The sequence below is a fragment of the Streptomyces sp. NBC_00984 genome (genome assembly GCF_045162475.1).
Taxonomy (GTDB): Bacteria; Actinomycetota; Actinomycetes; order Streptomycetales; family Streptomycetaceae; genus Streptomyces.
Genome location: NZ_CP108734.1, coordinates 299,862 through 320,916, shown reverse-complemented (window position 1 = coordinate 320,916; position 21,055 = coordinate 299,862). Strand labels below are relative to the sequence as shown.

Genomic DNA, 21,055 nt, shown 5'->3' with positions numbered 1-21,055 from the left:
CCAGGTCCTGTCCCGGCCCTCAGCCACGAACTGGCGCACCCGCGTCCCGCTACGGCTTGTCTCCTCGGTCGTCGGTGAGCGGGACCCCTTGTTGGTGGTCCACGGTGGTTCCGTCAGGCTTCCGCCCGACGGCGGCTGCAAGAACGGCGGGGAGGTCTCCCGAGGGGACTGAGACACGCACCTTCGCCAGAACATGAGGAAAGTCGTCATCATCGATGCCACCCAAGTGCTCCTGACGCAACTGGTAAATGACCTCGACGAGCTCAGGCCGCAGCCGCATCCAGGAGCGGGACGTTCGAATCTCCTCCTCGACCTGGTCCATGAACCAACGCATGACCTCGTACGGGACGTCCAGGTGCCGTCCGTCGGGGGTGAAACACACCGTCGGCTCCCGTGCCGGGTCCTCGTCGGGGACGATCGCGGTCACAAGGGTGCGTTGTTCGGCAACGAGGTCCAGTTCCAGGTACCAGGCGTCATCGGGTACGGAGTACATCGTGGTGATCACGTAGTCGCCATGAGGATGCGGAGCAGGCACAGCCTCATGCTGGCATGGCATGGCATGGCATGGCCGGCTGGCGACAAATCGGCGCTGTCGCCGAGCCCAGATGAGTGGGGCGGCGAAGTGGAGTGCGGCTTGGCCGGAGATGGCGAGCTTATCGGTTCGCATGGCCAGACCGCGCCGCTGTTTGAGTCGATCCTGGCCATGGCCGCCTCGGATGCTGACGCGTCACCTGCCCGGCCTGCGGTGACATGGAGGGCCAAGAGGTGCGCCGGACTGTCGCCAGTCAGATGGACCTTCATGCTCAAGCTTCCAGGTGAGCGTCCGAGCGCGTGATTTTCGGGTTCGGGCCGGCCGGGCGCCCCTTTTTCTGGCTCCGGCAGCACGCTGGTGAGCCCGGCAGACCAAGTGTTTGCGCGCGGTCTGGAACGATCCCAGCTCGCTCGGCAGATCCCGCCAGAGGGAGCGGGCGCGGTACGTCCACGCGATCGGCTCAAGAGTCCGGCGATGGTCAGCCCACCGTCGTCCACGGACCGGATCGGCCGACGGCATTGGCGGTTCGATCCGGTCCCACATCGCACCAGTGATCACCAACCGGACAGGCACATCCGGTCAACTGACCTGTCTGTCAAAGAGACACGCGCTACTTCGGCTGTGTCGCGATCTGGATCAGGTTGCCGCAGGTGTCGTCGAAGACTGCGGTGGTGACGGGGCCCATCTCCAGGGGCTCCTGGGTGAAGCGGACGCCGAGGTCGCGCAGGCGCTCGTACTCCGTCTCCACGTCGTCGACGGCGAACTGGGCGAGTGGGATGCCGTCCTTGACGAGCGCGTCGCGGTAGGGCTTGACGACCGGGTGGCCGGCGGGCTCCAGGAGGAGTTCGGTGCCGCCGGGCTCGTCGGGCGAGACGACGGTCAGCCACCGGTCTTTCTCACCCACCGGGACATCGTGCTTCTTCACGAAGCCGAGGATCTCGGTGTAGAAGCGCAGGGCCTTGGCCTGGTCGTCGACGAAGATGCTGGTCAGATCGATCTTCATGGGGTGCTCCCCGTTGGTCCGGATGTGTCGGGCATGAGCCATCGTTCGGCGATCTGCCGCAGTGGGGCTGTGTTCAGGTCGTGGAACTTGTAGCGGCCCTCCCGCCTGGTCTCGACGAGTCCCGCGGCCTCCAGTACGGCGAGGTGCTGGGAGACAGCCTGGCGCGAGATGCCGAGCTGATGCTTCATGCTCAGTCGCGCGCAGATCTCGAACAGTGTCTGTCCGGACCTCTCCGTGAGCTCGTCGAGGATGGTGCGGCGGGTGGGGTCGGCCAAGGCTTTGAAAAGGTCGTCGGCCACGAAGAACAGGATAGGCAACCGTTCACTTGCCTATCAAGTCGAGGTGCGCCGCGATTGCCTGGATGTGCCGCATGAGTGCTGAACCCAGCCGTGTGGTGATCGTCCGCAACGCCAAGCCCGATCCGTGCGAAGACAACGATCGGGGGCATCCGCCAGCGGACCGCGGCCGCGAGCACGCGCCCCCGCCGGCCGCTGGCTCGCTCTGGAAGCTTGCGGCACTCGAACTACCCTCGGCCGTGAGATCGGCCGCTCGGGAAGTTCGACAGCACACCCCTTGCCGCAGCTGATGGTGGGCACCGAAGAGACGCAATTGGTCGTGCTGCGAGGCGACAGCGCCTCGGGAATGTCGTCCGTCGCGGCCGGCCTCCGCGAGCGGATCGGTCGACGGCCGGCGCTGATCGGCCAGGACGACCTGCGCCGGGTCGTCGTGCGGGAACGCGACCGGCCTGGCCCGCCTCCCGAGCCGGACCGCTGACATTCCGGAGGCCCGTATATCCGTATATGCGCCGCGCCTACGGCTGCACTGTTGTGCCGGCCGGGTAGGCGAAGCCCATTGCCGAGCCCCGGACCCCCGTTTGTGACAGCCATGGTGGCGTGTACGCGGGGGGCGGATGGCAACGACGGACGGCTCGTGCGGTGCCTGCCGAACCACATCGCCGTTTCGGCCCCGGTGATCTGCGGCCTGCTCGGATGGCTCGTCAGCACCCAGTACGGGCGCGGCCTTTTCAAGATCAGTCCGGGCACCAGTGTGGTCCTGTGGTGGCACAGGCTGGACGGCCCGGCACCGATCCCGCCTGCACCGACGGAATCGTCCGCGTCGGCACGCGCACCGGCCGATACCATGCTCGCGGTGGACGCCGGGACCGTTCGCGGCCCCGTCCCCGAGCGCGGGGCCACCTGCGGATCCGAGGGGACGGATGGACAGCGGTTTGATGTGGACCGACACGGTCTTCCTGGTCCACGCAGATCCGGGCGAGGTACTGCGTACGGCACCGCCACCGGCCGACGAGGCCGAGCGGCGCACCGCGGCCGTGTACCGCTCGGTTTCCCTGCGGCTCAGCGGGGCCGACGGCGTGGGCCGGGCCCAGCTGTTGTCCCTGGAGGCGGCCCGGTTCGGATGGCCCGGCCTGGCGGAACGGTTCGCCGCGGCCGCACCGTCCGGGGAGCCGACCGCGCCTTGGCGGGTGGGCTGGGCCACGGGACGGCGGGCCGACGAGCGGACCGTGCGGGTGATGCGCTGCGACGGCGTGCACGCGGTGCTCGCCGAGCGGAACGGGCGCATGGTTGCCGTGGACGCCGGTCCGTTCGGCGAGGTGAAATCCCTGGACGTGCTCGACGGCACCTCGACGGACCTTTTCAAGGCCCCGCAGGACGCCCGGTTGGTGGGGTCGGTCGAGGCGGGCGGACGGATACTCCTCCTCACCGGCCACGAGGCACGCGACCCGCACTGGAACACCGACCGGCAGGGGCCCGACGACACCGTACGGGCCTGGGACCTGAGCACCGGCGAGCCGGTGGGCGAGCCGCTCTCCGTGGCCCATGGCCGCCTCGCCACGGTGGCGGCCGTGCAGATGGACGGCCGGGCGCTCCTGGTCGGCGGTGGCTGGGACGGGCTGGTCCGGGTCTGGGATCCGGCCACCGGCCGGGAAGTCGCCGAGCCCGTCGGAGGACATCAGGGCTGGGTGACCGCCGTCGCGACGGCGAGGGTGGCGGGCCGCCCGGTCGCCGTCACCGCGGGGGAGCACGACCATCACGTCCTGGTCCGGGACCTGCTCAGTGGCCGCCCCGTCGGTCGGCCGCTGACAGGTCACACCGCACCAGTCCTGGCCGTGGCCACCACCCACGCGGGCGGCCGGGCCCTGGCCGTCACCGCGAGCGAGGACCACACGGCCCGCGTCTGGGACCTGGCCACCGGCGAGCAACTCGGCGCCCCGCTCACCGGCCACGGCCACCGTGTCAGCGCGGTCACCACCGCCCGCGTGGACGGCCGTACTCTCGCCGTCACCGGCGGCTGGGACGACACCGTCCGGGTATGGGACCTGCTCACCGGCGCGCAGCTTGCCGACGCATTCACCGGCCACGACCAGCCGGTGCGCGAGGTGGGGGTCACTGCTTCGGACACGGGGCCGGTCGTGGTCGCCCGCGCCTCCGACGGCCTGTTGCGCACCTGGCATCTCACCGGACACCGCCACGGCGGCGATGCCGTCGACGGTCCGGGCCGGGAGACCGCGGCTCTGACCACGGCGACCTCGGGCTGCCGCCAGCTCGTGGCCACGGGCCGGTACGACGGGACGGTCGACCTCTGGGACCTCGCGCGTCCCCGCACCACCCAGCCCCTGCCCGGCCACACCGACGCGGTCCTGGCCGCGGGCATGGCCACGGCAGTCGTGGAGGGGCGCACCCTGCTGCTCACCGTGGGCCGGGACGGGCTCGTGCGGATCGCCGACCTGGAGACCCGTGAGACGTTCGGGGCACCGCTCGACTGCCGGGACACGGAGCCGGCCGCCCTCGCGACGGCCGTCGTCGACGATCGGACCCTCGTCCTGGTCGGTACCCGGACTGGAACGGTCCGGATCTGGGACCTGGCCGGACGGCAGGAGATCGGACCGCCCCTGGCCACCGGTGACGACCAGGGTGTACGAGCGGTCGGTGCCATCTCGGTCGACGGCGACACCACCCTCGTCACCGGTCACGCCGACCGCACCGTCCGGATCTGGCGCCTGACCGACCGCGCCTCGCTAGGTCGGCCGCTGCACGGCCATTCCCGCGCGGTGGAGCGTGTCGCGACGGCCCTCGTGGACGGTACGCCCGTCGCTGTCACCACCGCCGGGTACGACCCCCACCCGAGGGTCTGGGACCTCACGACGGGCCGGGAGCGCGGCGAGCCGCTGTACGGCCACCACCGCCGGATCGCCGACTTGGCCCTCACCACGCTCGACGACCGGACCATCGCCGTCACCGGCGGCGACGACGCCACCGTGCGCGCCTGGGACCTGCATACCCACACCCGGGTTCACCGCGCCTTGCGCTTCCCCTACCAGGTGCACAGCGTGACTCCCGTCGACGGTGGCGCACTGCTGGTCGGCTTCGCCGACGAACTGGCCCTGCTGCCCCGGACCGTCACGGCAACGTGACCCGGCCACCCGAATCAGTGGGGCGGTCCTTCTTGTATGTGGTGGGCCTGGTGACGATCAGTGAGGGGCGGCCGGTTGCGGGCGGCCGGCTGCTGGTGACGACCCAGGATCATCAGCGCGCACACTCGTGGCGAGGAAGTCCGGTCGCAGCCGACGCCGCCAGGAGCGCGCCGACGTCTGCCGTGCAGGTGATCACTTCCTCGTCGTCGGCTGGAGGGCGTGTGTGGTTCGCGGACGGGAAAATGCGGAGACATCCGGATAAGCAAGTGATTCGTCTGCTCTCGTGATCACCAATTGGATTGGGCGGATCTCAATTCTCGTGGCCGTCGCGTACTCAGCGCCCTGTCCCTGGCCGACGCCGCCGATGGCCTCGGGCGGGCAGAACACGGACCAGCCGTCACGGGCCTGCGGTACGCCGATGAGGTCTATGTACGTGAAGAGCGTGGGCGCACCGGATGTCACGACGCGGCGGGGATTCATCGTGCGGTGTCCGGACCGGACGCCCCCTTGTGTGGGGTTCGCCGGTTTCCGCGTGCGGACTGTACAGCTGGTCCAATCACTGGGACGAAGGGCACCGGCCGCTCCCCACCGCATCGTCGACGGCCTCGCCGCCCACACCCGCCGGCTCGGGGAGCTGATGCCCGAAGTCGCCCCGCCCCACCTGCCCGGCACCGAAGCCGCCGGTGCCCTGGTCCCGCCATGCGACGCGCGGCGAGCGTCTCTCACCGATGTCTGAGTGACAGCCGGCCAGTTGGACCGATGCGCGTCGTCGCCAGGGCATCGGCGGGCCCTCAGCAGCCTGCGGTGACGTTCTCGCAGTACACCCAGCCCGTATTGCCGTTGTCGTTCTTGACGTAGTACCACCTGTTGCCCGCATCGTTGTACGCATAGTGCGACCACCAGACGGGCATCTCCGGGAAGATGACGCCAGTCGGCGCGCAGGTAGCGCGATAGCACTCTCGGATGTTGGCGTATTTGGTGGCTTCTGTGGGCGTCCATGTGGCGGCCTGGGCGCTCGTCGAGACGGACAGCGCGAGAGCGGCGGCGCCGAAGGCACCAAGAACGGCAGTGCGTTTGCGCATGGCGAAAGTCTCCTTCTGACAGTACGGAACAATCCTGAACACGCCAGGGAACGTCGGTTGTACTGGTGCGACCTTTTGGCTGCCGCCCACTCTGGACGTTCACCGGCGGGAGCGACCAGGGGTTCGGCCCGTCCCGGACATGTCCCAACCGCTGTCCCACCACCAGGTGCAGCTGCATGCGCCCGCCCGACCCGTGCGGCCTCGGCTCCGCCTCAATCACCGCTACGAACGGAACCCCGGTGGCCACCTGGCCCTTCCCGACCGGACGGGGGCGTCCTTCGGTGCGTTGAGGGCCAGGTCGGTGGCGAGTACGCCGACACAAGCCGTCCTGCACCATGAGGCGTTCCTCCCGGCACGGGCTTCTCGACCCGCTCACGGAACCGCAGCACGACCGGCGGGAGATGGACATGCGCTGCCGGCTGGACAAGACCCATTCCACGGCGGCCCGCCTCCACGAGGCACGCGAGCAGTTCCAGGCTGTGCACGCCGTGCTCGCCGTGCCGGCAGCCGGGCCCGCGCCGGGGCGTACACATGGGCGACCGCGGGCCCGGAACCTTCTGCGGAGGCCTGGCCTCCGGAACATCTCCCGCCCGCTGCCCGGGTTCAGTACTGCACGGGTTCGCGGATGATCGGGCAGGTCATGCAGTGGCCGCCGCCGCGACCGCGGCCCAGCTCGGCGCCGACGATGGTGATGACCTCCACGCCCGCCTTGCGCAGTTGGGTGTTGGTCTGGGTGTTGCGGTCGTAGGTGAAGACCACGCCGGGTTCGACGGCGACGGCGTTGTTGCCGCTGTCCCACTGCTGGCGCTCCGAGGCGTATGCGTCGCCCCCGGTCTCGACGACCTGGAGGCCGGGCAGTCCCAGTGCCTTGGCCACCACCTTGACGAAAGTGCCCTTCCCCTCGTCGTCGACCTCCATTCCGGGTGCTTTGTCGGCCGGGTGGAGGGAGAAGGTGTGGATGGCATCGACAATGGCCGGGTAGAGCGTGACGATGTCACGGTCGGCGAAGGTGAAGACGGTGTCGAGGTGCATCGCGGACCGCAGCCTGGGCATCCCGGCGACGATGACGTGCTGGGCCGCGCCCGCGGCGAACAGAGCTGCCGCGACCTGGGTGATGGCCTGCCGGGACGTCCGCTCACTCATGCCCATCAGGACGACGCCATTGCCGATCGGCATGATGTCGCCGCCCTCGAACGTGGCCTGTCCCCAGTCCTGTTCGGGATCACCCCACCACACGTCCGATCCCTTGTAGTCCGGGTGGAAGGTGTAGAGGGCTTTCATCAGCAGTGTCTCGTCGTGCCGGGCGGGCCAGTACAGCGGGTTGAGGGTGAGTCCGCCGTACAGCCAGCATGTGGTGTCCCGTGTGTAGAGAGTGTTGGGCAGCGGCGGCATGAGGTACTCGCGGGCGTCGGCGGAGGATCGGGCCAGGGCCAGGTACCCGGAGCGGTACTCCTCAGGCAGGTCGTCGGTGGCCAGGCCGCCGATCAGGTACTCCGCGAGCCGCTGGGGGGTGCGGGACTCCAGGAAGGCGCGTGTGCCGTCGATGAGGCCCAGGCCGACTTCGTTGGGGATCACTTTGCGGTCCAGGAGCCATGACCGCGCGTCGGGCAGCGCCATGGTCTCGGCCAGGAGGTCGTGCAGCTCGACGACCTCCACGCCGCGTCCGCGCAGTTTGTCGACGAAGTCGGCGTGATCGCGCTGGGCGTTCTCCACCCACATCACGTCGTCGAAGAGCAGGTCGTCGGCATTGGTGGGGGTCAGGCGGCGATGGGCGAGTCCGGGCCGGCAGACCAGGACCTTGCGCAGTCGGCCGACCTCGGAGTGGACGCCGTACGCGGTGGCGGGGTGGACGCTGGGATTGGTCATGGCAGCCCTTTCGGTGACGGCGCTTCAAGGTGGTTCCGGACACGAAGAGTTGGGGTCAGATGCTGATCCATCCCGCCGCCAGGGCGATGATGCCGACGACGGCGCCGGCTGCGGAGACGGCGAGGATGATGGCCTCTCCCGGAGAGAAGGGCCTGCGGCTCTGCTCGCGGCGGGCCATCACGAACAGCGCGGAGGACGGGGCGTAGATGATGAGCGACACCAGGAGGTACTTCAGGCCGGCGGCGTAGATCAGGAATGCGGTGTAGACGGTGGCGAGGATGCTGATGGTCAGTTCGCGGCCGGGGCGGGGCGATCGGTCCGCGCCGCCCCGGCCGACCGCCACCTTGACCGCGTAGCCGGCGGCGAGAAGGAACGGGACGAGGCTGAGCGCGCTGGTCAGGTCGAGGGCGAAGTTGAAGGCGTCCTCGGAGAAGGCCGTGACCACCAGGACGACCTGGGACAGGATCGTGGTCATCAGCAGGGCAGGAACCGGCACATCGGCGTGGTTGGACCGGCGCAGGAAGCGCGGCATGTCGTTGTCCTTGGCGGAGACGAACAGCACTTCGGCGGCCATGAGAGTCCAGGCGAGATAGGCGCCGAGCACGGAGACGATGAGCCCGACGCTGACGAAGACCCGGCCCCAGGTGCCGACGGCTGCTTCGAGGACGCCGGCCATCGACGGCTGTCGGAGTTCGGCGATCTCGTGCATGGGCAGGATGCCGTAGGAGACGACGGTGACGGAGGCGAAGACGCAGAAGACGCTGATGAAGCCGAGCAGGGTGGCGCGCCCGACATCCTCGCGGCGTTTGGCGTGGCGGGAGTAGACGCTGGCGCCTTCCACGCCGAGGAAGACGAAGACGGTCGCCAGCATGGTGCCGCGGACCTGGTGGAAGAGGGATCCGGCGTAGTCGGCGCCCGCGAAGTTCTCGGCGAAGACGTGGGGCTTGAGGAAGAAGAGAGCAAGGACGATGAAGACGAGGATCGGGACGATCTTCGCGACAGTGACGATCCTGTTGATCGCCGTGGCCTCCTTGACCCCACGTCGGATGAGGAAGAAGAACGCCCACAGGCCGACCGCCGACAGCACGATCGCCGGCGCAGTGTCACCCTCTCCGAGAGCGGGCGCGACGGAGCCGATCGTCGACATGATGAGCACCCAGTAGGTGACGTTTCCGACGCAGGCGCTGGCCCAGTAGCCGACGGCCGAGAAGAATCCGAGGTACTCGCCGAACCCGGCCTTGGCGTACGCGTACACCCCGGCGTCGAGGTCCGGTCTGCGGACCGCGAGTGCCTGGAAGACGAAGGCGAGCATCAGCATGCCGGTCCCCGCGACCCCCCAGGCGATGAGGGCTCCGGCAACTCCGGTCTCCTCGGAGAACCGGCGCGGCAGGGAGAACACACCGGCCCCGACCATGGAGCCGACCACCATCGCGGTGAGTGTCGGAACGGTCAGCTTGGCGGCCTGTCCGGCGGTCGGTGCCTCGTCCGTCGTGCTCATGGGACTCCTAGGGTGCGAGTGGAGTGGAGGTTCACGCAGAGAGGTTGTCCCGGCCTTCCCGCAGGGGGTGCCTCGGCCCTGGGACCGGCACGATGCGAGGTGCCCGGCGCGGTGCCTGCGGACACCAGGCCGCCGCACGCGCGGGAGCGACCCGGGGAGAGGGATCCGGAGGACCCGGTGAGTCCACGTCAGTACCGTGCCGGGGAAGGTTCGGAGAGGGATGGGGTGTCCGGGCAGGGGGCGCAGGATTCGCCGACCTGCATCCGGTGACCGTGGTGCCGCGTCCCACGTCCTACGTTCCTCAGCCCGAATACATCAGTTGAAAATTCGCATTACGGACATTATCAATTCGACGGTTGAATCGCTCGTAACCCGGCAAATATCCGCTGTCCACTCGATCGTCGGCGTTACCCGGGCAGAACCCATGCCCGGGTGGTACCGGCCGGCGCCCGGCGCTGGTGCGCGATCGATTCGGCGCGGGGGCGGAAGCGGTCACGCGGATCGCCGTGTGCCCCGGCTGTCGGGTCACCGTCGTGACCAGGCGGCGCCTAGGCTGAGCCAATGTCCGACAACGGCGCATCACCGAGCGGCAGGAGCACTGAAGCGCCTGACGTCGACGCGGAACTGCCCGCAACCCTGCATATCGCCGGGCTTGCGTTGATACGGACGGACAGCCCGCCGTCGCTGGCCTGCTGGACCGGCTGCTTCCCGGTGCCGGCAGGCGCGGACCCGGCCGGGATGACTCTGGTGATTGAGCCGGCCGCCCCGCCGGAAGACTCCACCCTCCGACTCGCTCACGATGTTGTGAGTCGTTTCGACGTCTTCGTCGACCAAGCCTCGGAGTACTGCCGCACCCGACTCCGGGAACGAGACTTTGAACTTACAACCGAGGAACTGAGCTGGCTGGACCTTCCGGAGTTGCCACTGGCGCTTCCCGAAGCAACGGTGTGGGCCGACCAGACCTGGGCAATCCGCTTCGCCGAGAGCAGGTTCCGACTGGCGGACCCCTACGGAATCCTCGTCACTTTCGAGGGAACACTGCCTGTTGACATCCAGGGCCTCGACGACGAGCAATGAACCGCTCACCGCACCTTCGCGAACACAGCCGTTCCTGGGGCGGGCCCCGGGGCGGGGACGCGGTGCGCAGTCCGGCTCCGAAGGGCCGCCCAACCACTGGATGAGCAAACGGGGCCTGCTCCGTTCGCGCGATGTGCGGAGGTGGGAGAGGCCCGGTGGGGGCCGGCGGGTCACATAGCCCGCCGCGACCGCTCCGTGCCCGTTCCCGCCGTACCGGAGGTCAACTCGTGCCGGCATCGAAGAACTCCCATGCCTATCTCGGCGGCGGCGGCATCGCCTCGCTGGCCGCAGCCGCCTTCCTCGTACGAGACGCCGGCGTGTCCGGTGAGAACGTCCACATCCTGGAGCAGCTGCCGATCGCCGGAGGCCCGATGGACGGAGCCCCGGCCCCGACCGCCGAGGGCGGATACGTCACCCGTGGTGGCCGGATGTTCGAGGAAGCACACCACGTGTGCCTGTGGAACCTGCTGTAGACGATCCCGACCCTGGACGATCCGGCGATCTCGGTACGGCAGGAAATGCTCGCTTTCAACATCGAGCACCCAACGAACGCCAAGGCCCGGATCATCAACGGCGACCGCACCATCGCCGACGCCTCCCAGCTCGGTCTGGACGCCCGCGATCGCATCGACATGACGAACTCCTCGGCCACCTCGGCTTCGACGACATCGCCGACGAGGTCCGGGCCACCACCAAGGTGACCACCGTCCAGATGCCCTACATCGACGCTCAGTCGCTGTCTACCACCACTTCGGCGTCGACAAGGAGATCCCGGCGATGTACCACGGTCTCTCCGATCCGAAGATCGCCTGGTCCGCGCTGAGAACCGCTTCCGCCTGAGACAGAAGCACACAGCGAACCACTTGAATGATTCCGAGGATGCCGGGGGCCGTGTCCGGAACGGACACGGCCCGGCGCATCGGCGGTCGACCGAGCCGTCCGTCGGTGACACGGATGGCTGGCGGCAGGCCGCTGGCGGCCGGCGGCGTTTCTCTCTCAGCCCCGGCCGCGGGCGTGCTTGAACCGTGCCAGGCCGTCCGCGAGGTCGATCAGCGGCTCCGGGTAGTCCAGGTGCGCCCGTTCACGCTCGGGCAGCCGCCACGGCTCATGGATGCGATTGCGTGCCACGTCTCGCAGTTCCGGCACCCATCGGCGTACGTACGCTCCTTGCGGGTCGAAGCGTTTGCCCTGGACGACCGGGTTGAGCACGCGGTGGGGGCGGGTATCGGTGCCGGTTCCGGCGACCCACTGCCAGTTGAGCTGATTGTTGACGATGTCGCCGTCCACGAGAAGGTCGAGGAAGTGCCGGGCGCCGATCCGCCAGTCCACGTAGAGGGTCTTGGCCAGGAAGCTGGCCGCCAGCAGGCGCGCCCGGTTGTGCATCCAGCCCTCGTACAGGAGTTGGCGCATCGCCGCGTCGACGACCGGATATCCGGTGCGGCCCTCACGCCATGCGGTGATGTCTTCGGCTGCCTCGTCCTCGGTCCGCCACCGGTCGTGCCGCGTGCGGTAGTCCTCGACGGACGCCGCCGGGCGTGCCGCCAGTACCTGATGGTGGAAGTCGCGCCAGCACAGCTGGCGCACGAACGCGTCCGCCCCTGGCCCGCCGTGCGTGCGGGCCCGCTGGATGAGTTCCACCGGCGAGAGGGACCCGAAGTGCAGGTACGGTGACAGCCGCGAGGTCGCGTCGCCCGCCAGGTCGTCGTGGCGGTTTTCGTACCCGGACAGATCCTTGCGCGCCCATCGGGAGAACCGCTCACGCCCCCGCGTCTCCCCTCCGGCCGGAAGACCGGGGGAGACACCTGACAGCCCGTCACGGGACGGTAACGGCTCGCCGCGCACCGCGTCGGGGACGCGCACGGTGCGTGGCGCCGGCCAGGGGGCCCTCAGCCGCTCCTGTGACCAGCGGCGGAAGTAGGGGGTGAACACGGCGTAGTGGTCGGAGCCGGCCGGAGTGAGCGTCCCCGCGTCGACGGCGGTGACCACGCCGTCGTGCACGCGCAGCGTCACGCCGTGATCGCCGAGACCGTCGCGCAGCCGCTCCTCCCGGCGCCGGCCGTATCCGGTGACGCCGGCGGCCATGTGCACCTCGGAGGCCTGGCACTCCGCGGCGAGCGCACAGACCTCCCGGACGACCGGCCCCGTGCGCACCACCAGCCGGCCATTGCGTCGGCGCAGCGAGGCGTCGAGGTCGGCCAGGCATTCCGAGAGGAAGGCGCTGCGGTTGGGCGCGTCGAAGCCGACTGCGTGGACACCCGGATCGAGTACGAACAGCGGCACCACTTCGTCTGCCGCCGCGAGTGCGGCGCGCAGTGGGGGATGGTCGTGCAGACGCAGATCCGAGGTGAACAGGACGACCGCGACGGTCATGGCGTCACTCCTGGTGTCATGAGGTGGTGCTGATGGGCGCTAGGGCCTGTCCGGCGGATCAGGGCCGGGGGCGTGGCGTCTGGCACGGCACCTCGAGGCGTTGCCGAAACGCCCGGACAGCTCCGCTATCAGGACGCTCCGGCGCCTTGCGATGCACCGCACCAGACGCCGCGCCCTGTCCGGCCCTGATCCGCCGGACAGGCCCTAGCGGCCGACCCGTCGCCGGGAGCTCCGGGCGTGGTCGCCGTGCGACGAGGTTCCGTGCGCGCTCATGCCCTTGGCGGCGGCTTGGGTGATGTTGTGGGCCATGCCGCCGAAGACCACGGCATGGAACGGGGAGACGGACCACCAGTAGGCGTGGCCCAGCAGACCGCGGGGGTGGAACAGCGCTCGTTGCCGGTAGCGGGTACGGCCCTCGGAGTCCGTCTCGGCGTACATTTCCAGCCATGCCAGGCCCGGCAGCCGCATTTCCGCGCGCAGCCGCAGCAGCCGTCCGGGCTCGATCTCCTCGACCCGCCAGAAGTCCAGTGAGTCCCCGACCCGCAAGTGCTCGGCGTCGCGCCGTCCGCGGCGGAGTCCGACGCCGCCGACGAACCGGTCCAGCCATCCCCTGACCGCCCAGGCAAGCGGAAAGGAGTACCAGCCGTTGTCGCCGCCGATCCCCTCGATCACCTTCCACAGGGCCTTTCGGGATGCATCGACCGACAGCTGCCGTTCGTCCTGGTAGAGGCTGCCTCCGGCCCAGTCCGGGTCCGTGGGCAGCGGATCGCTGGGCATCCCCGGTACGGCGGCGGACGACCAGCGGGTGGCGACCTGGGCTTCACGCACCCGCCGCAGTGCCAGGGCCAACGCCTCGTCGAACGGCAGCGGCAGGCCCGGAGGGTCGGGCACGTACCGGGCGATGTCGTGCTCCCGGCAGACGACTTCGTGACGCAGTGACTCCGTCAACGGGCGGGCCAGGGAGGCGGGCACCGGGGTGACGAGGCCGACCCAGTGGCTGGACAGCCTCGGCGTGAGCACCGGAACCGGCACGATGAGCCGCCGGCGCAGTTTGGCGACGGCGGCGTAACGGCACATCATCTCCCGGTACGTGAGGACATCGGGCCCGCCGATGTCGAACGCCCGGTCGACATCGTCCGGCATGGTGGCCGAGCCGACGAGATAGCGCAGGACATCGCGTACCCCGATGGGCTGGGTCCGGGTGTGCACCCAGCTGGGGGTGACCATGACCGGCAGTCGCTCGGTCAGATAGCGCAGCATCTCGAAGGAGGCCGACCCCGAGCCGATGACGACCGCTGCTCGCAGCACGGTGGCGGGCACCGGCGCGTCGAGGAGGATTCGCCCGACCTCGGCCCGGGAGCGCAGATGCGGGGAGAGCGACCTTTCGGGCACATTCGGTGGCGTGAGTCCGCCCAGGTAGACGATCCGTCGCACGCCGGCGGAGTGCGCCTGTTCGGCGAAGACACGGGCCGCACGGCGGTCGGTGTCCTCGAATGCGGAGCCGGTACCGAGGGCGTGCACCAGGTAGTACGCGACGTCGATCCCGCGCATGGCCGCGGCGACCGAGCCCGCATCTGTCACGTCGCCCTGTACCGTCTCGGCGTCACCCGCCCAGGGGTGGTCACGGAGTTTGCGGGGGGAGCGGGCCAGACAGCGCACCCGGTGGCCCGCTCGCAGCAGTTCCGGTACGAGACGCCCGCCGATGTACCCGGACGCTCCGGTGACCAGGCAGTGCAACTGTTCCATGTCCCCCTGTTCATTCGTGCCCACGATCGTCCCTCCAGGTGCTCGCTCCGACTGTCCCCATGTCGCCCGATCATGGCCTCCACGGCGTGACCGCGCCCGTCACAGCGAACGGGCCGGCGGCCGTGACGTGGAAGCGGCCCCGACCGGCTCCGCCGCCACCTCGATTACAGTCCCGCGCGGCGGCACCGGGCGCACGCAGGTCCGCACGGTGCGCGGCTACTGTGACGGCCGTCACGACCTAGTTCACCACGCCTGCCTGCCGTCCCGCTTCCAGCACCGCCGGGCGGGCAGCCGGGCCGGTCAGCCGGGGAGCAGGGGCGGGTGACCGGGCGCGCGCGGGACGATCACCAACCGCCCCTGTGGCGCTTGCGCCAGCATCACGTCGGGGCCGCAGGCCCCGCATCGCCCACTTCCTCGCCGGCCTCCCGGTACAGATCCTGAGCCGTCTGCGCGCGGACCGAGTCATGCGACGACCGACACCGCCGCGTGTCTACGACCCGAAGGGCGGCCGACCCCCGGAGCGCGGTGGCTGGTTCGTCTTCGGCGATGCCGCGACCTGGCCCCCGAGCAGGCGGTGACCACCCGCAGTCAAGATCAACTGTAGGGCGACCCGTGAATTGTCTCCCCGGGCAACCGAGTGGCGACAGAACGCGTCTCCAAGATCGAAGTAAGCGACGGGGACGGACACGAGGGGATCAGAACATGGAAGAGGCTGCGGCTTCTGCGGTCGTGCGAGTCCTGAAGGGCGTGGGCTGGCTCGCATTCAACGTGGTCGGCACGGTGGGTGACGTGCTCGCCACCCACATCCCCTGGAACAAGCGGAGCGGGCGTTCTTCCACGGACGAATAACCCGTCTCCGGAGGGCAACACCGTTCAGAGGCCCCGGGCGGCGGCGCATCAGCTTCGTCGACCCAGCCGAGCAGCTGCATCGAGCCAATCGCAGGGCGGCCCGCTGGAGCGGGCGGCGTCCGGTCAGGTCCCGCCTTTTTTGGGCGCTGTCGCGAGCCGCTCGTGCCCGTGGGAAATTGAGATCGGCACTGTGGCGGGCGCGTATCTTCTCCAACCGCTCTTGTGCCACTTCCATCGGCTTTCTCGCCGTCCGGGTCTTACGACCTGGGGAGCAATGACGAGTGACGGCTGGTTGGTCAGGAACGCGAGACGTTGAACGGCAGATCTCGGCGGAAGACGGCCATAGCCCTGCCGGGGCCGTTGTAGTCGTCGACGATCTCCGTGTCGAAGTCGAGGCTGCGGTGGAAGGCGATCGAGCCAGTGTTCTCGATCGATGTGATCGCTTTCAACTGCCGTGCACCATGACGTTCCGCTGCCTCGGCGAACGCTGCGTACAGACGACGCCCGAGACCGGTGCCGCGGGCGTCGTCCCGCGTAGCGATCAGATGTGCGTACCCGGTGCCCTCTGGGGTGACGAATCCGAAGATGTACCCACGGATGCCGTCCCCGGCTCGGGCAACCAGGCAGGTCGAACCGAACTCCTGCACCAGTGCAAGAAGGTGCAGCGACCGAAGGTCGCGTTCGCCCCAGTAACGGGGGTGGTCAGTCAGGACCTGGCGGAAGTCGTCCACCTGGGCCGGTGCGATGTGTATCCCCATGACGACGATCATGGCAGTGCCATATCCGTGGCCGGTCCGTCGGGGTCACACTCGCCCTGAGCCGGTCCACCAGCTCGGCCAGGACATCGAAGAACTGGCCGGGCGGGAAGCGGCTGACGACGATACAGACCTCGTTGATGTCCACGTCGACCTCGTAGCCGTCGGTGGTGCGGATCAGTACGCCGTTTGTGAGGTCCTCGTCGGCGGCGGCAATGTACGGGGCCAGGAGTTCCTGTATGAGCTCCATGTCGAGGGGATCCGGTTCGCGGGGAGGGCGAGACGCAGTTCCACCTCGCCTACCGGTCCGGGAAACCGGACAGCCCCGACTGCATCGAGGAGCAGGCTGCCCAGGTCGCGACCCACAGGCAGCGCCTGCCGGAATCGAGTGCCGCCGCGGCGACGCACCCGCATGGGGCGATGTCCATTGGGAGGCCTTCGAATTGCGGTGCGAGTCCACACATCAACATGTGCGGATCGAGGCAGTGGCGGCGGGTGTCCTTTGCCATTGGACCTTGAGTGTGTGCCATCGAAGACTGACGACTGGCTGCCCGTGACAGTGACGGTTGATCGCCCAGCTCAGGCCCCGCTGTGAAGCGCTGCTGACGGTCGACGCATGATGGCCGTCGTGGGGAACGCGGCCGAACAGGTCAAGGTCTGGTTCGGTTCGTCCCTCGTGAGGGCCGGCCGCCCCAGGACACCGAGGGACTGCGACCCTTCCCCGGTCGAGTGGCAGCGTGCCGGGCACCTTCGCAGTCGTCGGCCCCGGATCTAGATGGGCCGTCCATGCCGAGCTCGAACCGGCCGTACGCGGCTGACATGGGGTCCAGAACAGCGCGCCGCCCGCGGTGACGGTCAGGCACTCGCCGGTGTCCTTCACATGGTGCACCAGGGCGACGAAGCCGACTATGGCATTCGCCATTTCAACGCTGCTCATCCCGATCGAAGCCACGGGGAGGGGCAGGCAGGGGGCCTGGTCACGGATTCGGCAGCCGCGGCAAGGCCCGTGGGGCCCTTCCGCGACCAAGGACAAGCTGGGTACCGAGCACAACACAGCGCGAGACTTCTCTGCCCCGGGGCTCCTGCGGGGGAGAGAGCGCTGCGCCTCGTTGCTGTGCGGGCCGCGCCGGTCGGGTGAATGACCGGCGAGTGGCGCGCCCGCCCGCCGGCGGAAGGGCGACCATCGGGGAGAGGCCATATCCGAAGGAAGGGGCTTTTCCGTGAGTCGTGCACTGATCATCGTTGATGTGCAGAAGGACTTCTGCGAGGGCGGCAGCGTTCCGGTGAAGGGCGGCGCGGGCCGGGCCGCCGCCATCGCCGAACTGGTCCGACGCCCCGACGAGCAGTACGCCTTCGTCGTGGCCACCCGTGACCACCACGTCGACCCGGGCGCCCACTTCTCCGAGAACCCCGACTTCCATGACTCGTTCCCCGTGCATTGCGTCGTCGGCAGTGAGGGAGGCGAGTTCCATCCGGACTTCGCGCCCGCCGTGGACTCCGGGCACGTCGACGAGGTCGTCTTCAAAGGCGCGCACTCCGCCTCGAAGAGCGGTTTCGAAGGCTTCACGCAGGACGGTACGACGTTGTCCGACTGGCTGAGAGCCCGCGATGTCACCGACATCGACGTCGTCGGCATCGCGACCGACCACTGTGTGAAGGCGACTGCACTGGACGGAGCGCGCGCGGGCTTCACGGTGCAAGTCCTGCTCGACTACACCGCTGGTGTCGCCGCCGACACCACGCGCACCGCACTCGACGAACTGCGCCGGGCCGGCGTCGCGCTCAGCGGCGAACCTGTGGTCGCTGCCTGAATACGTCGGTCGCAAGCGGCTGGCCGGGAACGATGCCGGTGCCTCGGTACCGACCGGGGCGCCTGCGGGGGAGATCACCCCTGGGCGGCGGCCGTCGAATCGGCGGGCTCGTCGTGCGGGGCAGTGCGGGGGCACCGCGGGACGAGGTGCTTCCCTGTCCGTGAACTGTGTCATGACCGTGCCCCCGTCTGCGGCGTGGGGGCGGGCAGGTCGACCGGTTCCTGGTCGAAGTCGGCCGCACGGCTCACCGCTTCCCACCGGGCTGCTTCCTCCAACTGGCCGCGTGAGTAGTCCTGTGCCATCTGGACGGCACCGGCCCCGATGACTAGGTGAGAGGGCGGGGCCGGGTGCTTGACCACGCGGACCAGGATGTCGCCGGCCCGCTTCGGGTCGCCCGGGGCGTTCGCGCCGCTGAACAGGCGCACCATCTCGCCGACCGTCGCGTCGTACTCCGATGCGACGTCCGGGGTCTGCATCGAGGCTCCGGCCCAGTCCGTGGCGAACCCGCCCGGCTCCACGACCAGGTACTTGATGCCGAACGGGGCGGTCTCGGCCGCGAGCACCCGGGTGAAGCCGTCCACGGCGAACTTGGCCGCCTGGTAGGACCCGAGCCCCGGCGTACCGCCCACGCGGCCGCCGATGGAGGAGAACTGCACGATCGTGCCGCCTCCCTGCGCCCTGAGGACCGGGACCGCCGCTGTCGAGACGTTGTAGACGCCCCAGAAGTTGGTGTCGAACTGGCGGCGGAAGTCGTCCTCGGGCGTGGTCTCGACGGCCGAGGTGTTGGCGTATCCGGCGTTGTTGACCACCACGTCGACCCTGCCGAACCGGTCGACCGCCGCCTGCAGGCCGGCCACGGCTGCCGACCGGTCGGTGACGTCGAGCGCGACGGGCAGGACGCGGTCTCCGTACTGCTGCAGGAGCTCGTCCAGCTGCTGCGGCTTGCGTGCCGTGGCGACGACGTTGTCGCCGACTTCGAGGGCGGCGATCGCGAGGGCGCGGCCGAAGCCGCGGGACGAGCCAGTGATGAACCAGGTGTGGGTGTGTGCGTTCATGCCTCTACCAAAACACGGTTGCGTTATTAGTGCAACGTGGTTGTGATAACTCTCGGTGGTTCGCCGCCGCTCGCCGCCGTCACGGCATTACTGAAACCTGGTTTCGTTATAATGGGGTCATGACCAAGGCTGATTTCCTGCGCGCTCGCAGCCCCGAGGCCAAGCTGGCCCGGGAGAAGGCGATCGTCGCGGCGGCGACACGCCTCGCCACGACGAAGGGAGTACGGGAGGTGACCGTGACCGCCATCGCCGACGAGGTCGGCATGCACAAGTCCGCGATGCTGCGCTACTTCGAGACGCGCGAGGACATCTTCCTGCGTCTGGCGGGCACCGCCTGGTACGACTGGTCGGCCGCGGTGCGCGAACAGATCGAGGCCATCACACCCTGCCCCCCCGCCGACGGCGAGCAGTGGGCCGAAACCGCCCGATCGATCGCCGGCACGCTGGCTCAGTCACTGGTGGCCCGCCCGCTGTTCTGCGACCTGTTGGCCCACACCCCGCTGAATCTGGAACGCAACGTCTCCACCGACACTGTCCGAACGTTCAAGAAGGGCGCCATCGCGGAGGTCGCGAGCATCGGCGCCACCATCAGCGCGATCACACCGCTCGACGCCGACCAGGCACGCAGTGTCGTGACGACCGCCACCTCGATGGCCGGAGCCCTCTGGCAGATGGCCGCCCCCGGCACCCAGCTGCGCGCCTTCTACGAGACCGATCCCGAACTGTCCCACTCCGTCATCGACGTCGAACCCAGGCTGACCGACATCCTGACCGCCCTGCTCACCGGCTACGCCACCGGCGCCGTTTGCCGAGCCGCCGGAGCAGCGGACGCGCCCCCTCATGGGGGAACGGACGAAACGGATCACCCTGGGGAGGACCTCGACGGCCGAACGCAATAACGGAATGGTCCGGTCTCGGGCGTCGCTACGGCTGCCCTGTTGGCTGGCCCGCTCACCGTCCTGCCCGCCCAGGGAACCAGGGACGGCATGGTCGTCGACGAGGCCAACCGCGCCCTGCGGTACTGACGCAACGTCGACTCCATCGTCGGCGACCTGGTCACCATTTGTGTTCTCTCCACCGGCCACCCCGCCGCGGTGTCCGACCTGGGAGCAACGGCTCGATCCGCACCCACTGCGCGTCAGCCAGCGGCACACATGAACAACGACCGCAGGCGTCGGTCGGAACCGGCGCCGCCGGCGCGGTTCGCGGTCGGGGTCCTTGTGCCCGCCACCGCGCTCGGCCCACTGCCGCCCGGGATGGGGCATCAGGTTGAGCGGTCCGAACCCGTCCAGGCAGATCACCACCTCGGGCTCGTCGGCCCCGGGTATGACCTCACCGTCGGCAATCGCGCAGAGGTGCTCGACGCGGGCCTTCTTGGCGGCGTAGTCCGGATCGCAGGAGGTCTTCCAGGTCTTCACGCGTTGAAAGCCGACGCCTTCCTCGCAGAGCAGGATGCGCAGGCCCTCGTGGCTGATGTGAGATCGGTTCGGGGCGCCCTGCCAGCATTGCTGCTGGTGGCATTCCCCGAACTGCCTCCCGAATCCGGCGTGCCCGATTCCGAGCACCGGGGCTCTCCACACGTCCCCTTCGAAGGCCTCGGGGTCCTTGTCCCTTGGCGGGCCAGGGCGAAGGAATCACTGCTCCCCGGAATCGGTAGCGCGTCGTGCGCACCTTGGCCGGATCCGAACAGGGCGATGAGCTCGGCGGGGGCCGTACATGCCGCACAGCCGTTGGCGACAGCCCTTGATCCGCAGTTCCTGTGCGGTGTACAGGCCGGGCGAACGAGGCCGGAGTCCGCCGGCCCTACGGGCACAGGGGCGAGAGCTCCAGCCGACCGACGACCGAACGGTCAGGCGCGGTCGGGCGTGACTGAGCTTGTCTCGTCGGGTGCCATGACAGGCCCTGCCGCGGCTCCTCAGCCCGAAGCACGCGGCTCCTCGGCCCTGCCGCGGCTCCTCGGCCCGAAGCAGAGGAGCAG

17 protein-coding genes and 4 pseudogenes are annotated in these 21,055 nt (G+C 69.2%); 8 read left to right on the top strand and 13 right to left on the bottom strand.

Going from position 1 to position 21,055, the window contains the following annotated elements; translation table 11 throughout:
- Positions 1-49: 49 nt before the first annotated feature.
- From OG520_RS01505 to OG520_RS01490, 4 genes and pseudogenes are all read right to left on the bottom strand, one after another.
- The gene (locus OG520_RS01505) at positions 50-493 is read right to left on the bottom strand and encodes a hypothetical protein (RefSeq protein ID WP_406016394.1); all 444 of its coding nucleotides are present in this window, start codon (positions 491-493) and stop codon (positions 50-52) included.
- A 200-nt stretch (positions 494-693) separates the two neighbouring features.
- Positions 694-1,105, bottom strand: a pseudogene (locus OG520_RS01500) (transposase); the annotation flags it as partial.
- Between the two features lie 37 nt (positions 1,106-1,142).
- On the bottom strand, positions 1,143-1,535 hold the full coding sequence (locus OG520_RS01495) for a VOC family protein (protein WP_406011866.1): 393 nt from the start codon (positions 1,533-1,535) through the stop codon (positions 1,143-1,145).
- Positions 1,532-1,834, bottom strand: coding sequence for an ArsR/SmtB family transcription factor (locus OG520_RS01490; protein WP_406011865.1), 303 nt, complete (start codon positions 1,832-1,834; stop codon positions 1,532-1,534). Before OG520_RS01490 ends, OG520_RS01495 begins: the two co-directional genes overlap by 4 nt.
- Positions 1,835-2,120: 286 nt before the next feature.
- Between OG520_RS01490 and OG520_RS01485 the strand changes: the two are divergent.
- From OG520_RS01485 to OG520_RS01475, 3 genes and pseudogenes are all read left to right on the top strand, one after another.
- Positions 2,121-2,285: pseudogene (locus OG520_RS01485) on the top strand (kinase); the annotation flags it as partial.
- A 466-nt stretch (positions 2,286-2,751) separates the two neighbouring features.
- On the top strand, positions 2,752-4,968 hold the full coding sequence (locus tag OG520_RS01480) for a WD40 repeat domain-containing protein (protein ID WP_406011864.1): 2,217 nt from the start codon (positions 2,752-2,754) through the stop codon (positions 4,966-4,968).
- 532 nt (positions 4,969-5,500) lie between these two features.
- Positions 5,501-5,704, top strand: a complete 204-nt coding sequence (locus OG520_RS01475; protein ID WP_406011863.1) for a hypothetical protein — start codon at positions 5,501-5,503, stop codon at positions 5,702-5,704.
- 55 nt (positions 5,705-5,759) lie between these two features.
- Here OG520_RS01475 and OG520_RS01470 read toward each other — a convergent pair whose 3' ends face one another.
- The 3 genes from OG520_RS01470 to OG520_RS01460 all read right to left on the bottom strand — a co-directional run bounded on the left by OG520_RS01470 (position 5,760) and on the right by OG520_RS01460 (position 9,414).
- Positions 5,760-6,050 carry a hypothetical protein gene (locus tag OG520_RS01470; RefSeq protein WP_385335421.1) on the bottom strand — a complete coding sequence of 97 codons (291 nt, stop codon included), beginning with the start codon at positions 6,048-6,050 and terminating at the stop codon, positions 5,760-5,762.
- 603 nt (positions 6,051-6,653) lie between these two features.
- Positions 6,654-7,916 carry an arginine deiminase gene (locus OG520_RS01465; RefSeq protein ID WP_406011862.1) on the bottom strand — a complete coding sequence of 421 codons (1,263 nt, stop codon included), beginning with the start codon at positions 7,914-7,916 and terminating at the stop codon, positions 6,654-6,656.
- A 55-nt stretch (positions 7,917-7,971) separates the two neighbouring features.
- A complete protein-coding gene (locus OG520_RS01460; RefSeq protein WP_406011861.1) occupies positions 7,972-9,414 on the bottom strand; it encodes a basic amino acid/polyamine antiporter in 1,443 nt (480 codons plus the stop codon).
- A gap of 561 nt (positions 9,415-9,975) precedes the next feature.
- On the opposite strand from OG520_RS01460, the gene OG520_RS01455 reads away from it, so the two are divergent.
- Positions 9,976-10,491, top strand: a complete 516-nt coding sequence (locus OG520_RS01455) for a hypothetical protein (RefSeq protein WP_406011860.1) — start codon at positions 9,976-9,978, stop codon at positions 10,489-10,491.
- A gap of 131 nt (positions 10,492-10,622) precedes the next feature.
- A pseudogene (locus OG520_RS01450) lies at positions 10,623-11,192 on the top strand (oleate hydratase).
- A gap of 295 nt (positions 11,193-11,487) precedes the next feature.
- On the opposite strand, the gene OG520_RS01445 reads toward OG520_RS01450, so the two are convergent.
- Both OG520_RS01445 and OG520_RS01440 read right to left on the bottom strand, forming a co-directional pair.
- Positions 11,488-12,861, bottom strand: coding sequence for a cryptochrome/photolyase family protein (locus tag OG520_RS01445; protein ID WP_406011859.1), 1,374 nt, complete (start codon positions 12,859-12,861; stop codon positions 11,488-11,490).
- 204 nt (positions 12,862-13,065) lie between these two features.
- Positions 13,066-14,607 (bottom strand): SDR family oxidoreductase, encoded by a 1,542-nt coding sequence (locus OG520_RS01440; protein ID WP_406016393.1) that lies wholly within the window; start codon positions 14,605-14,607, stop codon positions 13,066-13,068.
- A gap of 359 nt (positions 14,608-14,966) precedes the next feature.
- On the opposite strand from OG520_RS01440, the gene OG520_RS01435 reads away from it, so the two are divergent.
- Positions 14,967-15,185 (top strand): transposase, encoded by a 219-nt coding sequence (locus OG520_RS01435; protein WP_406011858.1) that lies wholly within the window; start codon positions 14,967-14,969, stop codon positions 15,183-15,185.
- Positions 15,186-15,752: 567 nt separating this feature from the next.
- Here the strand turns inward: OG520_RS01435 and OG520_RS01430 are convergent.
- Both OG520_RS01430 and OG520_RS01425 read right to left on the bottom strand, forming a co-directional pair.
- Complete coding sequence (locus OG520_RS01430; RefSeq protein ID WP_406011857.1) at positions 15,753-16,226, bottom strand: GNAT family N-acetyltransferase; 474 nt, start codon at positions 16,224-16,226, stop codon at positions 15,753-15,755.
- The gene (locus tag OG520_RS01425) at positions 16,159-16,461 is read right to left on the bottom strand and encodes a hypothetical protein (RefSeq protein ID WP_406011856.1); all 303 of its coding nucleotides are present in this window, start codon (positions 16,459-16,461) and stop codon (positions 16,159-16,161) included. The genes OG520_RS01430 and OG520_RS01425 overlap by 68 nt, the downstream gene beginning before the upstream one ends.
- A 970-nt stretch (positions 16,462-17,431) precedes the next feature.
- Between OG520_RS01425 and OG520_RS01420 the strand changes: the two genes are divergently transcribed.
- On the top strand, positions 17,432-18,022 hold the full coding sequence (locus tag OG520_RS01420; protein WP_406011855.1) for an isochorismatase family protein: 591 nt from the start codon (positions 17,432-17,434) through the stop codon (positions 18,020-18,022).
- 170 nt (positions 18,023-18,192) lie between these two features.
- Here OG520_RS01420 and OG520_RS01415 read toward each other — a convergent pair whose 3' ends face one another.
- Positions 18,193-19,077 (bottom strand): SDR family NAD(P)-dependent oxidoreductase, encoded by an 885-nt coding sequence (locus OG520_RS01415; RefSeq protein ID WP_406011854.1) that lies wholly within the window; start codon positions 19,075-19,077, stop codon positions 18,193-18,195.
- Between the two features lie 119 nt (positions 19,078-19,196).
- Between OG520_RS01415 and OG520_RS01410 the strand changes: the two genes are divergently transcribed.
- Positions 19,197-19,976, top strand: coding sequence for a TetR family transcriptional regulator (locus OG520_RS01410; RefSeq protein ID WP_406011853.1), 780 nt, complete (start codon positions 19,197-19,199; stop codon positions 19,974-19,976).
- A 285-nt stretch (positions 19,977-20,261) separates the two neighbouring features.
- On the opposite strand, the pseudogene OG520_RS01405 reads toward OG520_RS01410, so the two are convergent.
- A pseudogene (locus OG520_RS01405) lies at positions 20,262-20,552 on the bottom strand (IS630 family transposase); the annotation flags it as partial.
- Positions 20,553-21,055: the final 503 nt, after the last annotated feature.

Excerpts from the sequence above, each read along its gene's own strand:
- OG520_RS01505 (WP_406016394.1), bottom strand. The coding sequence starts at position 493 with ATGTACTCCGTACCCGATGACGCCTGGTACCTGGAACTGGACCTCGTT.
- OG520_RS01495 (WP_406011866.1), bottom strand. The coding sequence starts at position 1,535 with ATGAAGATCGATCTGACCAGCATCTTCGTCGACGACCAGGCCAAGGCC.
- OG520_RS01480 (WP_406011864.1), top strand. The coding sequence starts at position 2,752 with ATGGACAGCGGTTTGATGTGGACCGACACGGTCTTCCTGGTCCACGCA.
- OG520_RS01470 (WP_385335421.1), bottom strand. The coding sequence starts at position 6,050 with ATGCGCAAACGCACTGCCGTTCTTGGTGCCTTCGGCGCCGCCGCTCTC.
- OG520_RS01465 (WP_406011862.1), bottom strand. The coding sequence starts at position 7,916 with ATGACCAATCCCAGCGTCCACCCCGCCACCGCGTACGGCGTCCACTCC.
- OG520_RS01460 (WP_406011861.1), bottom strand. The coding sequence starts at position 9,414 with ATGAGCACGACGGACGAGGCACCGACCGCCGGACAGGCCGCCAAGCTG.
- OG520_RS01455 (WP_406011860.1), top strand. The coding sequence starts at position 9,976 with ATGTCCGACAACGGCGCATCACCGAGCGGCAGGAGCACTGAAGCGCCT.
- OG520_RS01445 (WP_406011859.1), bottom strand. The coding sequence starts at position 12,861 with ATGACCGTCGCGGTCGTCCTGTTCACCTCGGATCTGCGTCTGCACGAC.
- OG520_RS01440 (WP_406016393.1), bottom strand. The coding sequence starts at position 14,607 with ATGGAACAGTTGCACTGCCTGGTCACCGGAGCGTCCGGGTACATCGGC.
- OG520_RS01430 (WP_406011857.1), bottom strand. The coding sequence starts at position 16,226 with ATGATCGTCGTCATGGGGATACACATCGCACCGGCCCAGGTGGACGAC.
- OG520_RS01425 (WP_406011856.1), bottom strand. The coding sequence starts at position 16,461 with ATGGAGCTCATACAGGAACTCCTGGCCCCGTACATTGCCGCCGCCGAC.
- OG520_RS01415 (WP_406011854.1), bottom strand. The coding sequence starts at position 19,077 with ATGAACGCACACACCCACACCTGGTTCATCACTGGCTCGTCCCGCGGC.
- OG520_RS01410 (WP_406011853.1), top strand. The coding sequence starts at position 19,197 with ATGACCAAGGCTGATTTCCTGCGCGCTCGCAGCCCCGAGGCCAAGCTG.